Raw genomic sequence first — 13436 nt, forward strand, 5'->3', positions numbered from 1 at the left:
TCACCACAAAGATGAGTTGTGGTCACGACCGGGCATGCCTTCTTCTGGGTTCTGACCGCCTAAGCAGGGGTGGTCAGAATCGGCACTCTCGCCCGCTGGATCGTTTGTCCCCAGATCTGTCGCGCTGGTCGTTGCGTGCGGGACACTATCCCGCTACAAAGAGGTGTCGCACTCAACATCAGCGGATGAGCTAATTCTTGGCGAGAAGCTTCGCTCCGTCAGGTCGCAGCTCCCCCGTCGGTGACACATGGCGATACAGCGTCTGCCGGGTAATCCCGAGCTCGACACAGAGGGCGCTGATCTTCGTCTCCTTCTGCCCCATCGCCGCCAGGGCCAGGCGGACCTTGGCCGGCGTCATCTTGAACGGGCGCCCGCCGGTCCTCCCCCGCGCTCGCGCCGCGGCGAGCCCGGCCACGGTGCGCTCAGAGATGAGCGCCCTTTCAAACTCGGCCAGGGCAGCGAAGATCCCGAAGACGAGTTTCCCGGACGCGGTTGTAGTGTCGATCGCTGCGCCCTCGCCCGTGAGCACTTTGAGGCCGATGCCGCGGTCGGTGAGGTCATGAACCGTGTTAACCAGGTGGCGCAGGTCACGCCCGAGCCTGTCGAGTTTCCAAACAAGAAGGGTGTCGCCGTTCCGAAGAGCTTTCAAGCACGCCGCAAGCTGGGGACGGTCGTCCTTCTTCCCAGACGCCTGGTCCTCATAGAGGTTGCCCCGCTCAACGCCTGCCGCGAGGAGCGCGTCTCGTTGGAGATCGGTGCTCTGTGACCCGTCAGCTTTTGACACCCGCATGTATCCGACGAGCATGCTGCTCCCTGTCATTTATACGTTCGATTACGTGACAAGTTGATCGTGCCCTTGGGGAAGACAAAAATTGTCACACGACCAGTCATTCGTTCTGCGTGCCGCAACCACGTCCGCCGAGCCGCATCATTTAACGTCCAACTGCTCCAGATCCTCCGAGGCACGGTCAGCCCTCGACCGGTAGTCCCAAGCGAAACCCAGTAGGAGCTCCCGATATTTTCCTCCCTGCTCGGCGACCCGTTCTGTCGATTCGGCCAGCGACAGGTAGCCGTCGCGTATCTCGGTCAGATACACTTTCCGCTCCTGCCGGTGGTGGGCCTGGTACTCGGCCTCATCTTTCTCGTCTTCGGTCACGGCGAAAGCGTATCGGCACGAGGCGCTCACCGGGGTACCGCGTCAATCCGGTCGAAGTGGGGCTAGACGACTCTGCGCAAGTTCCGCGAGAGTTTCGGAATGACTCCTTCCCCGTTCTTCGACGAACGCACCGGGGGCTGGTGCCCACAGCGATGACCCACTATGGACGCAACCACGCCCAGGTGCTGGCGTATCTTCGGCAGCTGTCGACGCTCACGAATGAGCAGTGGAAGGCAGTGCGGACTGAGGCGATCAAGACGAGACAGCCTCGGAATCAGGTCTGGTATGGGGAAGTCGAAGTGGTGGATCGCATGGGGCGACGAGCGGAGTGGGAAGCGGCCCACGAAGCAGCTGTTGCCGCATTCAACAAGGCCTATCCGCTCACGACGATTCAAGGCTCGTGGCGGAACTATCGAATGGAGCCAGCGCAAGGGGGCGCCGGGGACGCCGCCCGCGCGATAGTCATCGGCGATCTCATCACTGACAAGGCCTTGGAAACGCTCACCGCGCCAATGCGTGCCGCAGGTGTGAGTTTTCGAGCCCCATCGCGCTAGTCACCGCCGCCTGCCGGTCCGCGTGGCTCGGGCGTCTTCGATCTTCGCTCCCCGTGCTGGGAGTTCGGGTCGCCGGTGTGACTTTTAGCGCTCCGTGGCGGTGTTTTGTTCACGCTAAATGGCGGTGTCAGGTCGTGCCGATCGCGAGCGGGATACACGCCTTCGACGTGAATCCCAAGGACCCGCCACGGCTCGCCCACGTCCATGACGCAGCTACATCACTCACCCCTCGCGGGCGGCGAGGGCGTGCTGGTGGCGGTAGAGGGTTGCGCGGCTCCATCCGACGAGGTACGCGGCATCGGCGGCGGTACGTCCGCGCTTCCGGGCGGCGTTGACGATCCCGAGTTTGTCGGCGATCACTGTCGGGTCCACGACCGGCCGACCGAAGCGGGTGCCAGCAGTGCGTGCGGCCGCGATGCCAGCATTGACGCGTTCAATGATGAGCTCGCGCTCATACTCCGCCAGTGTCGCGAGCATATTCAGCATCAGCCGACCGTTCGTCGTTGCGGGGTCAATCCCATCCGAGATCGAGCGCACGAGCACACCACGCTCACGCAGCAGATTCACCGTGTTAAGGACATCGATGAGGGACCGGCCGAGCCGGTCCACCCGCCACACGACAATGGTGTCGTCGGGTTCGGCGTATTCGAGGAGCTTCTTCATCCCTGGACGCTCAATCGCGGTCTTGCTCCCCGAGGTGATATCCGCGAATCCATATCGGCGAGCCGAACAACGTCCAACCACGCCAAAAGTGCCTCGTCGCGCTCCGTCACCTGCACCATCACTCAGCCTCCGAACTGACAACGTTTCAGCTTTCCACCACGATTCTGCACCCAGCCACCGACACAGCCCCGCATGCCACACCGCACATCATCGACTTCAACTCATCAACCTCACCGCTTCTGCTCGTCGCTTTTCTTACCCGATTGCTTCCTACTTTCTGCCATCAGCTCCCACATCTTCTGCCGGCTTTCCCTGGCTTTTCCTGTCACTTTTTTCACTTCTTCTCTGTCTTCTCTTCTTGTTCTCCCTCTTTGTTCTTTTCAGTTTTTTATCTTTTTTGTTTTTGTACTTCTGTTTTCTTCTTCTACTTTTTCTTCTCTTTCCCTGTCCCACCACCACCCCTTTACTTCCCAACCTCCTACACACTGAGGAACGATGGGTGAGGGAGGTTGGGAAGCGAGCGCAGCGAGGGGGTGGCGGTGGGACAGGGAAAGAGACCCCTTATCTATTCGTTTACCTATTCGCTGCCGGTGAATAGGTAAACGAATACCCGCGCCGTTGCTCGCCTCTCGGCGAAGCCACCAAAATTCATCTTGAGCGACTCCGCATCGACCGCCACATCCGCAACCGTGGGGCTCACGCAGAGCACCATTGAAGCCAGTGGGAACCCCACTAACTGGGGCAGTCACCAGATCGCCACCATGCGTCGGGTGGCCCATGCTGGATGGATGACCGCCTCGCCAAATAACCCATCAGCGGGCTGGTATCCCGACCCACGAGGTGACGAGGCTGAGCGCTACTGGGACGGTGCAAGCTGGACCGCCTATGCGCGGCCGGCTGGAAGTTCTGCCGCGCCTGTAGGTCTGGCGCAGTCTCCTGTTCTGCCTGCGGCAACTCCGCCCAGTGTAAGGACCGGGCCCGGGTGCCTGGCGCTAACCGTTTGGATCATCGTGGGGGCAGCGGCCATTGCCATCGTTATTACATTCGCTACCGCGCTCAGCTCTCCAGACTCGACGTCGTCCCGCTCTTCAGATACACGGGCAATTCCCGCAGAGCCCCCGGCCCCAGCGCCGGCGCTACGCGCTACCTACTTTGTGGAAGGAACAGCCTCCTCGGCGAGCATCACAGCGTCGTCAGGGACGGGGACAGAGCAACACGACGTGAAGCTGCCGATGACGAACACAGATGGCGCAATTGGCGTGAGTCACACCACTACCCCGGGGGCTTTCCTGTATATCTCAGCCCAGAATCGAGGCGACCGCGGGACAGTGACGTGCAAGATTACCGTTGATGGAGTTACCGTCTCCGAGAACACGTCGAGTGGTGCGTACGGAATAGCGAGCTGCGACTATTCGATGCCGCGTTAGCGCTAGAACCACTCACGCAACGATCTGTTAGCCCTTCTCGGGAGATCAGAGTCTCCCTGCCTTTACAGCTGCGGGAACTTCTTGATGCTGTCGAACCAGCGGACGACGCTGTTTGCGTTGTGGGCTTGCAAGAGGGCATCTTCGACGATGCCGGCGAATTGTGCGGCATCGCGAAGGCCGAGTTCGGCACGGGCGACTCCCGGTGCGCAGCCGGCGCCGCAGCCGTCTTCACCGCTGTACTCGACGCCGTCGATGACGGTGCTGTGCCAGTTGGCGAGCTGGTCGTAGACCTGGCCGAGCGAGCGCTGGGTGGCGGTCAGGCATCCCAGCAGCAGAAAGGAGTCGTAGGGCCGTTCGATCGCACGAGTCGCGTGCGCCAGGCTGCGTGCGATGTCGGCCAGCTCGTTCGCCCGGCTGATCAATTCGCTGTCGTGGTCGTTCATGGTGGTGCTCCCTTCATGAGGTATCCAGGGTGGGCCGCGCGTGCGGCCCACCCTGGATGGCTATTCGGCGTCAGGCTTGGAGTTGCGGCGAACGGTGGCGACGGCGCGGTTGAGGTCGGGTCCGACGTTGTCGGCGTCGATGACGCGGCCGTATTGGCGTGCCTGGTCGTCTCCCCAGCTGTCAGTGTGTTCGCGGCCGACGACGATGACGGGGTCACCCTTGTGCAAGGTAGCGGCGACGTTTTGGCCGAGCTCGAACTTAGCTTCCACGAAATGCGTAGTTGCGGCGTCGTGGGCGAGCCATTTGCCGCCGCGGTACTCGCCGGTGTTCTCGATGACTCGCAGCTTGGTGATCTGAATGCTGCCGGCTGTGACGACTTCGGGGTCCAGAGCCAGGTTGCCGATGATGGTGCGTGTGGACATGAGTGCTTCTCCTTCGAGGGGTGGTGCGTTGAATTGCGGTGGGGAGTCGTTGGCTTTGGGTTCTTCGACCAACTATTTTTTGTGCCGTCCGGCGAGAAGAATCGATAGCGAGCGGGAGCGCCGGGAGTGCCCCGAATGTCAGGCGAGATAAGGGAGCCAGCGACCGCGTCTGAGAATCTGGGAACGGGAGGCGCGTAGCGAGCTACGGTGATCGGCCGGACAGGTAACAAATTGTGTTTCACGCGGTGGGGATGCGCGCCGATTGCGGCCGCGATCAAGGGGCCTTTGGCCGACGTTGCTGGCAAGTTATCCACAGGTGTTTTTCGCCCGCGCGTACTGTTAATATTTTGTTTGTCCTGTTAGTACTGTTAGGGGGGCCGATCAGCGGCCCCCTATAGGGCCAGATCTGGCCCCCTATCGGTACGCTAAACGGCCCCCTACGGAGGCCGCTCACCGGCCCCCAAACCTCCGCGTCGAAGCATCGGAATGACGTTGGTCTCGTACCGTCGGTGACCGCCCGGTCTCGTGCTGTCGACGAGCAGATTGAACTCGGCATTGTGGCCACGGTGGCCAGCACTGACTCGCTCGATAGCGCCGCTGGCGACGAGTTCCGCGATCGCCCGCTTGACCGAGTGATACGCCGACTCTGATCCGTTGTCCGGAGCCAGATAGCCCAGGGCGATCGCCGAGGATTCTCGGGATGCGAAGTACCGTCGCGGCGGTTGATTACCGGGGTTGTCGGTGTCGTCCCAGGTTTCCAAGGCCATGTGCACGAGCAGCCGGGTTGCCGCGTGCCCCAGGCCCAGACGTGCAGCTGCGAGAACCGCGCCCTTAGCCGCATATAGGCCCACAGTGCTCTCACCCACCGGATCGGGTGCGAGGCGTTGCGAGATGGCAGAATTTCAGTATTCTGGACATAGATCAGATCCTTTGCGGGTGTTCGATCCTTGCCCCGGGGTGCAACCCGGGGCTTTATCTTTGGCCTGCCGCGAGCCGACGACCTGGTCGCCTGCAACAGGAGGCGCGGCCTCACCGCGTCACGAGGGCGCGTTTGCCCGTCTGCGTCTGTGCGCTCGCCTCGACCCAGGCGATCACTTCGGCCCGCTTGTACAGGACTTTCTTCGGCGTCGGCTTGTAGAAGCGCGGTCCCCGACCCAAGTAGCGCAGATGGGCCAGCCCGCCGACGGTCAGTCCGGTGAGTTCGGCGACGACGACGGGGAGGATGAATTCTTCGGTCATGATTACGTCCCTTCGGTGACACGAGACACTCATTGCTTCGTGTTGCGATCACAATAAAACGCTTTTCGCTGTTTGACAAGGACCAATAGCTGTACGGTGTCGGCATGACAGGTTTTGTGAGGCAGTCCGGAATTGGCGAGCGGATTCAAGCCATCCGGAAACGGCACGGCATCCGCTCCGCCAAGGACCTCGCCGACCTCATGCCCGGCGGCAATGTCACCGAGGCGATCCTGCAAAACCTTGAAGCCGGCCGCAAACAGGACCTCTCGGTCAGCCAACTCCTGAACATCTCCCACGCGCTGCGCGTTCCACCGGTTTTTCTCCTTGCACCAATCGGGCGCCCGCATGACGCGCTCGACCTGGTCAACCTCAGCAATACCTTCGAGGGAATGACCGTCGCTGAATTCGATGCCTGGATCTCCGGGGAAACGAATGGCACCTACCGGTGGCGTGACCTCACCGAGCGCACGGAACGCTCGCAGCTCGAGGCCATGCGCCAGCTCATTGCCAGCCTGCGCGAGCGCCGCCGTCTCACCACCAACTCGGCCATCGAAGCGGAACTCACGCCGCCGGGTGAGGTCAGCACGGACCCCGCGATCTGGGATACCACGCAGGAACGACTTGCCGAGGCAAACCGGCGCATCGAACAACTCAGCAGCTATCTCACCGACGCGGGCTGGGACCTCGAAGGATGGGTCAAGTAGACCGCTGAGCCCGGGCCGAATAACTGTCGTCCGCGTGTGAGCGGTCGAGGTGTCGCCCTTGAGTTGCACTCTGTGCGCGTGATGAATTTTCTGGCGCAGGCTGGGATCGGCGACCGCATTCAAGCGATTCGCAAGCAGCACGCCATCCGTTCGGCTAGAGCCCTCGCCGATCTCATCCCAGGCGACAATGTCACCGAATCGATCGTGCAGAATATCGAGGCTGGCGGCAAGGACGACCTTCTCGTCAGCCAACTGCTCAACATCGCCAAGGCCCTACGCGTCTCGCCAATCTTCCTCCTCGCCCCCCATCGCCACACCCTCAGCCCGGTTCGACATCGCCAACCTCAGCTCGCGCTTCGATAACATGACCGTGGTCCAGTTCGATGTCTGGATCTTGAGCGAGGTCGACGGCGCTTACCACTGGGCCACCAACGACGAACACTCCGAACGCGCCCAGCTCTTGGCGACGCCGGAGCTCCACAGGCAGCTCCGCGAGCGAAGTCGTTTGGCTGTAAAAGTCGAGGGCGAGCGATTCGTAGAGTCCGCTGACAAAATCGCTGCGACTACTGCATTCGACACCACCGAAGTGCGCCTCCCTAAAGTCAGCCGGCGTATCAAACAACTGACTAGTTATCTGGCCGCGGCTGGCTGAGAAACAGGGGGCTGGGCTTACTGACTTCGCCCAGCCCAATGTCGGTGGGCGGGAGGAGAGTGGATCCAGCACAATCACTGACGATCCCGAGGTGAGGTCATGGGCAGCATCTACTCGTATCTGACGAAGGCCGGTAAGCGCTACCGAGTCGTCTATCGCAAGCCGGACCACGATCAAGCACAGAAACGCGGCTTTACGACGAAACGGGATGCCGCGCTCTTCCTCTCAACGGTCGAAGTCACCAAGGCGAACGGCGATTTCATCGAGGCCTCGGCTGGTCGATTGACCATTGCGACATTGGGTGCTCAATGGCTCCACCACCAGTCACATCTCAAGCCCTCCAGCCTTCGCCCGGTTGAAATCGCGTGGCGCCTCTACGTGAAGCCAGCTTGGGGCACCCGAACTGTGGGCGAAATTCGTCACAGTGACGTTCAGTCGTCGGTGACTGAACTTACCGCGGTAAAGGGCGCGACGACTGTCCTCCGCGCCTACGGCGTCCTCGCTTCCACCCTCGACGTTGCCGTCAAGGACAAGCGAATCACCTCAAATCCGGCGCGCGGCGTGAACCTGCCTCGCAAGATTGCCAAGGAGCACACCTACCTGTCACACAGACAGGTCGCAGCGCTGGCGACCGCCTCCGGCGACCGTGCAACTCTCGTTCTCATAATGGCGTATTGCGGCCTCCGCTGGGGCGAAGCCATCGGGCTTCAGGTCAAGGACATCGACTTTCTCAAGCGCAGAATCAACGTCAATCGCAACGCTGTTGAGGTCGGTTCGCAGATAGAGGTCGGAACTCCGAAGTCCTACAAAGTGCGCTCGGTGCCCTTCCCCGCGTTCCTGCTCCCCGGACTGAGTGACGAATGTCGAGACAAGCCGGCAACGGCACTCGTCTTCGCCGATCGATTCGGAAACCACCTCAAACGCACCCGGGTAAGCCTGGGCACGCGGAGCTGGTTTCTGACGGCACTTACGACGGCAGGCCTACCACGGATGACAATTCACGACCTCCGCCACACGGCCGCAAGTCTCGCTGTGAGCGTCGGCGCAAACGTCAAAGCGGTGCAACGGATGCTCGGTCATGCCTCCGCAGCGATGACCCTCGACACCTACGCGGACCTCTTCGATGACGACCTGGACGCCGTTGCAGACCGTTTGAATCAGGCCGCTATTTTTTCAAATGTTGCCAAAATGTTGCCAAAACAGAATTTTGGGGCAAAGGGAAACCCCTGAGTCCCAGTGTTTATAAGGGATTCAGGGGTTCGAATGGCTGCGGAGACGGTGGGATTTGAACCCACGGTACCCCGTAAAGGGTACTCCACCTTAGCAGGGTGGTGCACTAAGCCGAACTATGCGACGTCTCCTTGGCATCTGCTCGCGCAAACACACTCGTCCATCTTAGCCGTACTGCGAGCATCCGCTCTGACCATGAAAAGAATGGATGCTCGAGCCCGGCTAACCTTGCTCGCTCAGCAGACGACCGTTCGTGCAGGTGTAGTCACCGGCCGTCTGACCGGTCACCGACTTCGACAGGACAGCACCGGGCGCTTCCGTGGCCACGGGCGCCTCGGTGACCGCCGGATCGGCTGCCACAGCCGGATCAGTGGTCGCAGCCGGGGCGGGAGCCGCGTCTACGGGAGCATTCGGGTCGGCCACGGTGCCGGTGCCGGTGGTTCCACTCAGGGTCAGCGGCTCATCGGCAGCGACCGCCTCGAACAGGTCGTTGAAAGCCGGTTGACTGGCCTTGACCCCGCCCGCCACGCTACCGGTGGGCACCTGGGCGAAGACGACCTGATTGAGATCGATGTCCTTGAGCGCGATGGCGATGGATGCGAGGGTGGTGACGCTGTTGAGGCTGTCGGACAAACGCATGTTACCCACGACCGCTTTGGCCAGGCCGTACACCTTGGCGGGGTCGGAGAGGGTGTCTGCGCTCTGGATCGTGCGCACGAGCGATGACATGAACAGCTGTTGGTTATTGATTCGGGTCAGGTCACTGCCATCGCCGAGGCCATGGCGGGTGCGCAGAAATTGCAACGCGTCATAGCCCTGGAGCATGTGCTCGCCCGGGTTGAGCATAATTCCGGTGTATTCGTCTTCGATGCGCTCCGCCACGCAGACCGGCACGCCGCCGACGGCGGAGGACATGGCCATGACACCACTGAACTGCGCTTCGGCCGCAAACGGAATGGACAGGCCGGTGAGCTTCTCGACCGTTAGCACCGTGCAGGCGAGGCCACCATAGGTGAGCGTGGTGTTGATCTTCTGGCTGCTCATCGCGGGGAACGAGCCGCCCTCGGGGTCGGGGCAGGAGGGGATGGGGACGTACAGGTCGCGAGGAAAGCTGATGACCGAAGCGTTGCTGTGGTCTTCAGAGATGTGCAGCAGCATCGTCACGTCATTGAGGTCACCAGTCGAGTCCTCCGGACCAAAAGCTGCGTCCTGCCCAACACGGCTGTCACTGCCGACTATGAGCATGTTCACGCCGCCGTCAATAGCGCCGATCGATGGGACCGGGCCGTTGCTCTCATTGGCGAGGTGCACGCTGGGCTGCACGCTCACTGCGACGTCGTAGGTGGCGATGGCGGCCACGGAGAAGCCGCTGACCAGAACGACAGCCAGGCTGCCGGCAAGAAACTTCGCGACCGTGACGGCAGCATTCGACTTTTTCAGTCGACCGTGACGTGCAACGGTTTTGAGGTTCTGTGCACCGTTCGAGCGGGGGCGAAGCTGGTCGCTCACTCATGTCCTCTCATCGGGTTGCTGGCTGGGCCGGCCTGAGGCGACAGTCGCTGTATGCCGGTCGTTGTGCATTTCACAGGTGCTGCGGAGGGCGTGGGATTCGAACCCACGAGACATTTCTGCCCACCAGTTTTCAAGACTGGCTCCATCGGCCGCTCGGACAGCCCTCCTGGTTACCCGTGCCCCACGCCAAAAATGCGACGCGGAAACAATTGGGCGAACTGGCCCGATTCTAGCCGATGGCAGACTGCTCAGGCTGACAGAGCCGGCTGATAAACGGCTGGATGCCGCTCAAAGCGTGCGCAACACCGTGGCTAGGCCGTCGGCTGTCACGTTGCCGGTGACCTCCGACGCGGCGGCAAGAACGTCATCGGGCGACTCCCCCATGGCTACACCGCGACCGAATTCGGCGGCCCATTGCAGCATGTCGATGTCGTTGCGACCGTCGCCGACGGCCATTACCCGGTCGCGGGGAACACCAACGGACACCCGCACCCGCTCCATCGCCGTGGACTTATTGACGCCGTCTGGCGCGATGTCGAGCCAGGCAGTCCACCCGATGGCGTAGCTGACCCGGTTCAGGCCCATGCGCTCGACCACCTGAAGAAAATCTTCCATGTCGTGGTCGGGTGAGATGACGACCACGCGGGTTGCCTGGTGCTTCAGAAGCTCATCGAAATCGACCCGTTCACTATCCATACCGATAGTGGCATCGGGAATCGGCTCGGTATAGCGGTAGAAGCCGTGCTCGTCTTCGACGGCGAACCGCGCCGACCCGAGGTGCGCGCGAATCGAGGTGAGCACATCGCTCGGGTTGAAGGTTTCGACCCATTCCCGGCGGTAGCCCAAGGGCGCCGAAGCGTCACGGTGCATCGTGATGGCGCCGTTGGAACAGACCACGTAGCGCGGTGAGATGCCGAGTCGGTCGAGCACCGGCAGTGCTGCTGCTGCGGAACGCCCGGTGGCCAGCATGACCTCGTGTCCAGCAGCGGCAAGCCGGGTGACCTCGTCGATCACGGCCTGGCTGATCGAGCCGTCTTCGTGCATCGTGGTCCCGTCGATGTCGAGGGCGACGAGCCACCGCTCGGTCGTTGATACCGTAGTCACTTTGATCCCTTCACGGGAATCGGCGTGAGCACCTCGAGGCCACCGAGGTAGGGCCGCAGCGCGCTTGGAACGAGCACCGAACCATCCGCTTGCTGATGCGTTTCGAGCATGGCGACGAGCCAGCGGGTGGTCGCCAGCGTGCCGTTCAGGGTGGCGACGGGCGCGGTCTTGCCCGTATCGGTTCGATAGCGGATGTCCAGCCGGCGCGCCTGGTAGGTGGTGCAGTTGCTCGTGCTGGTGAGCTCGCGGTATGCGTTCTGGGTGGGCACCCAGGCCTCGATGTCGAACTTGCGGGCGGCGCTCGAGCCGAGGTCACCGGCAGCGACGTCGATCACCCGATAACTGAGGCCGAGCGACTGCAGCATGCCCTCCTGCAGTGCGACGAGGCGATCGTGCTCGGCTTCGGCGTTCTCGGGCAGCACGTAGGTGAACATTTCAAGCTTGTTGAACTGGTGTACGCGAATGATGCCGCGGGTGTCTTTTCCACCCGAGCCGGCCTCACGGCGATAGCAGGTGGACCAGCCGGCGTAACGCAAGGGCTCTTCGGAGAGGTCGAGGATCTCATCCTTGTGGTACCCGGCGAGCGCGACCTCGCTCGTGCCGGTGAGATAGAGATCGTCGGCCGGCAGATAGTAGACCTCGTCATTGTGTTCGCCGAGAAAGCCGGTGCCGTCCATGATCTCTGGACGCACCAGGGTCGGCGTGATGAGCGGCACGAAGCCGGCTTCGAGCGCCCGGTCCAGCGCCATGTTCATGAGGGCGATCTCAAGCCGGGCACCGATGCCCTTCAAGAAGTAGAAGCGGGTTCCGGAAACCTTGGCGCCGCGGGCCATGTCTATGGCGCCGAGCAGTTCGCCGAGCTCGAGGTGGTCGCGCGGCTCAAAGTCGAACACCGGGGCGTCGCCGTGGGTGCGTAGAGTCGCAAAGTTTTCTTCGGCGCCGGCCGGAACTCCGTCGATGATGGGGTTTGCGATGGTTCTAACGACCGTGGCGAAACGGGCGTCGGCATCGCCGGCAACGACTCCGGCGGCTTTCACCGCGGCGGCGAGAATTTGCGCTTCGGCGACGAGCGCCTTCTTCTCAGCGCCGGGCGCCGAAGCTACCCGCTTGCCAAACAGATTCTGCGCGGCGCGCAGGTCTTCGAACGCCGTGATGGTCGATCGCCGTTCCGCGTCGGCGGCAAGCGCGGCATCGACCGCCTTAACGGAGTCGCCGCGAGCCTCCTGCGAACGCTTGAAGAGGTCAGGGTTTTCGCGTAACAGCACCGGATCAATCACCCGGCCAGTCTACAAGCGCCTTCCGCCGGGCAATCGCGAGGCCAACCCAGTAGCCTAAACCTCGTGAGCGCCTCCGAGAACCTGGCCCAGCACGCCGCCGTCGTCTACAACCCGGTCAAGGTCGACCTCGCCAGGTTGCGGGCGAGCGTGGGCGCAGCGGAACGGGCGGCCGGCTGGGGTCCGACGCAATGGTTTGAAACGACCATCGACGATGTCGGTCAGGCAGCCACGAAACGGGCCCTCGATGCCGACGCTGCCATGGTCGTCTCGGCCGGCGGCGACGGCACGGTGCGGGCCGTCGCAGAGGCGCTTCGTGAATCGGGCGTACCGATGGCCATCGTGCCATCAGGTACCGGCAATCTGCTCGCCCGCAACCTGCTGCTGCCACTGGGCAACATCGACGCCGCAGCGTCGATCGCGTTCGGCGGTGTGGACAAGCCCATCGACCTCGGCGTCGCTTTCCTGACCACCAAAGCCGGCGCGGTGGAGGAACACGTCTTCCTGGTCATGGCCGGGCTCGGCCTCGACGCACAGATGATCGCCAATACCCGCGACGATCTCAAGAGGCAGGTGGGCTGGCTCGCCTACATCGACGGGGTAGCGCGAGCGCTTCCGAAAGCGCGGCCGTTTCGCATCCGCTACAGCGTTGCCGGACGCGTCGACCGGCCGGCGCAGGTGAGCGCCATTCTCGTTGCCAACTGCGGGCTGCTGCCGGGCAACCTGCAGTTTCTGCCCGATGCGCGGCTCGACGACGGCATTCTGGACATTGCCGTGCTGCAGCCCAAGGGCGTGCTCGGCTGGCTGACCATCTGGCGGCGGGTGACCTGGGAAAACGGGGTATTGCGCCGCTCGGCGGTGGGCCGACGCATGATTGCGGCGACGGAGTCTTCGAATGAGCGAGTGATGACGACCCTGCGCGGGCCGGATATTCGCATCGCGCTCGAGCACGCGCAGGATTTCGAACTCGACGGCGATGAGTACGGCCTGGTGCAGAAGGTACGTTTGCACGCCGATGCCGGCGCGCTCATTGTGCGAGTGCCGGCCTGAGTCAG

General features: G+C 62.4%; 19 protein-coding genes and 2 tRNA genes. 7 read left to right on the plus strand and 14 right to left on the minus strand.

Annotation, left to right across the window (positions count from 1 at the left end):
* Positions 1-190: 190 nt before the first annotated feature.
* On the minus strand, positions 191-805 hold the full coding sequence (locus E3T51_RS03525; protein ID WP_134527588.1) for a recombinase family protein: 615 nt from the start codon (positions 803-805) through the stop codon (positions 191-193).
* Positions 806-928: 123 nt separating this feature from the next.
* Positions 929-1156, minus strand: coding sequence for a hypothetical protein (locus E3T51_RS03530; protein ID WP_134527591.1), 228 nt, complete (start codon positions 1154-1156; stop codon positions 929-931).
* A gap of 152 nt (positions 1157-1308) precedes the next feature.
* Between E3T51_RS03530 and E3T51_RS03535 the strand changes: the two genes are divergently transcribed.
* Positions 1309-1710, plus strand: coding sequence for a hypothetical protein (locus E3T51_RS03535; RefSeq protein ID WP_134527594.1), 402 nt, complete (start codon positions 1309-1311; stop codon positions 1708-1710).
* A gap of 222 nt (positions 1711-1932) precedes the next feature.
* Here E3T51_RS03535 and E3T51_RS03540 read toward each other — a convergent pair whose 3' ends face one another.
* The 3 genes from E3T51_RS03540 to E3T51_RS17310 form a co-directional block, all read right to left on the minus strand.
* A complete protein-coding gene (locus tag E3T51_RS03540) occupies positions 1933-2454 on the minus strand; it encodes a recombinase family protein (RefSeq protein WP_420898402.1) in 522 nt (173 codons plus the stop codon).
* A gap of 189 nt (positions 2455-2643) precedes the next feature.
* Entirely contained in the window at positions 2644-2826 is a 183-nt protein-coding gene (locus E3T51_RS16670; protein ID WP_166806370.1) for a hypothetical protein, read from the minus strand.
* 124 nt (positions 2827-2950) lie between these two features.
* Positions 2951-3073, minus strand: a complete 123-nt coding sequence (locus tag E3T51_RS17310; RefSeq protein WP_255453210.1) for a hypothetical protein — start codon at positions 3071-3073, stop codon at positions 2951-2953.
* Between the two features lie 88 nt (positions 3074-3161).
* Between E3T51_RS17310 and E3T51_RS17490 the strand changes: the two genes are divergently transcribed.
* Positions 3162-3800 carry a DUF2510 domain-containing protein gene (locus tag E3T51_RS17490; protein WP_134527601.1) on the plus strand — a complete coding sequence of 213 codons (639 nt, stop codon included), beginning with the start codon at positions 3162-3164 and terminating at the stop codon, positions 3798-3800.
* A 62-nt stretch (positions 3801-3862) separates the two neighbouring features.
* Here E3T51_RS17490 and E3T51_RS03550 read toward each other — a convergent pair whose 3' ends face one another.
* The 4 genes from E3T51_RS03550 to E3T51_RS03565 form a co-directional block, all read right to left on the minus strand.
* A complete protein-coding gene (locus tag E3T51_RS03550; RefSeq protein WP_134527604.1) occupies positions 3863-4243 on the minus strand; it encodes a hypothetical protein in 381 nt (126 codons plus the stop codon).
* A 60-nt stretch (positions 4244-4303) separates the two neighbouring features.
* Positions 4304-4666, minus strand: coding sequence for a single-stranded DNA-binding protein (locus E3T51_RS03555; protein WP_134527606.1), 363 nt, complete (start codon positions 4664-4666; stop codon positions 4304-4306).
* A gap of 437 nt (positions 4667-5103) precedes the next feature.
* Positions 5104-5532 (minus strand): hypothetical protein, encoded by a 429-nt coding sequence (locus E3T51_RS03560; protein ID WP_134527609.1) that lies wholly within the window; start codon positions 5530-5532, stop codon positions 5104-5106.
* Between the two features lie 163 nt (positions 5533-5695).
* Positions 5696-5905, minus strand: coding sequence for a helix-turn-helix transcriptional regulator (locus E3T51_RS03565; RefSeq protein WP_233200524.1), 210 nt, complete (start codon positions 5903-5905; stop codon positions 5696-5698).
* Between the two features lie 104 nt (positions 5906-6009).
* On the opposite strand from E3T51_RS03565, the gene E3T51_RS03570 reads away from it, so the two are divergent.
* From E3T51_RS03570 to E3T51_RS03585, 4 genes are all read left to right on the plus strand, one after another.
* Entirely contained in the window at positions 6010-6609 is a 600-nt protein-coding gene (locus tag E3T51_RS03570; protein ID WP_134527612.1) for a helix-turn-helix domain-containing protein, read from the plus strand.
* Between the two features lie 78 nt (positions 6610-6687).
* Positions 6688-6972 (plus strand): helix-turn-helix domain-containing protein, encoded by a 285-nt coding sequence (locus E3T51_RS03575; RefSeq protein WP_166806371.1) that lies wholly within the window; start codon positions 6688-6690, stop codon positions 6970-6972.
* Between the two features lies 1 nt (position 6973).
* Entirely contained in the window at positions 6974-7261 is a 288-nt protein-coding gene (locus E3T51_RS03580) for a hypothetical protein (protein WP_134527619.1), read from the plus strand.
* 99 nt (positions 7262-7360) lie between these two features.
* Positions 7361-8491: a tyrosine-type recombinase/integrase gene (locus tag E3T51_RS03585; protein WP_134527622.1), complete on the plus strand. Its 1131-nt coding sequence runs from the start codon at positions 7361-7363 to the stop codon at positions 8489-8491.
* Between the two features lie 40 nt (positions 8492-8531).
* Here E3T51_RS03585 and E3T51_RS03590 read toward each other — a convergent pair.
* The 5 genes from E3T51_RS03590 to serS form a co-directional block, all read right to left on the minus strand.
* Positions 8532-8622: transfer RNA gene (locus E3T51_RS03590), tRNA-Ser, on the minus strand.
* A 91-nt stretch (positions 8623-8713) separates the two neighbouring features.
* The gene (locus tag E3T51_RS03595; protein ID WP_134527625.1) at positions 8714-10000 is read right to left on the minus strand and encodes an LCP family protein; all 1287 of its coding nucleotides are present in this window, start codon (positions 9998-10000) and stop codon (positions 8714-8716) included.
* An 85-nt stretch (positions 10001-10085) separates the two neighbouring features.
* Positions 10086-10170 (minus strand) — tRNA-Ser (locus tag E3T51_RS03600).
* A 121-nt stretch (positions 10171-10291) separates the two neighbouring features.
* Positions 10292-11107 carry an HAD family hydrolase gene (locus tag E3T51_RS03605; protein ID WP_134527628.1) on the minus strand — a complete coding sequence of 272 codons (816 nt, stop codon included), beginning with the start codon at positions 11105-11107 and terminating at the stop codon, positions 10292-10294.
* Positions 11104-12384: a serine--tRNA ligase gene (gene serS, locus E3T51_RS03610; RefSeq protein WP_134527631.1), complete on the minus strand. Its 1281-nt coding sequence runs from the start codon at positions 12382-12384 to the stop codon at positions 11104-11106. Before serS ends, E3T51_RS03605 begins: the two co-directional genes overlap by 4 nt.
* Positions 12385-12447: 63 nt before the next feature.
* Between serS and E3T51_RS03615 the strand changes: the two genes are divergently transcribed.
* On the plus strand, positions 12448-13431 hold the full coding sequence (locus tag E3T51_RS03615; RefSeq protein WP_134527634.1) for a diacylglycerol/lipid kinase family protein: 984 nt from the start codon (positions 12448-12450) through the stop codon (positions 13429-13431).
* Positions 13432-13436 lie beyond the last annotated feature (5 nt).

It is taken from the genome of Cryobacterium serini (assembly GCF_004404025.1).
In the GTDB taxonomy this organism is placed as follows: Bacteria; Actinomycetota; Actinomycetes; order Actinomycetales; family Microbacteriaceae; genus Cryobacterium; species Cryobacterium serini.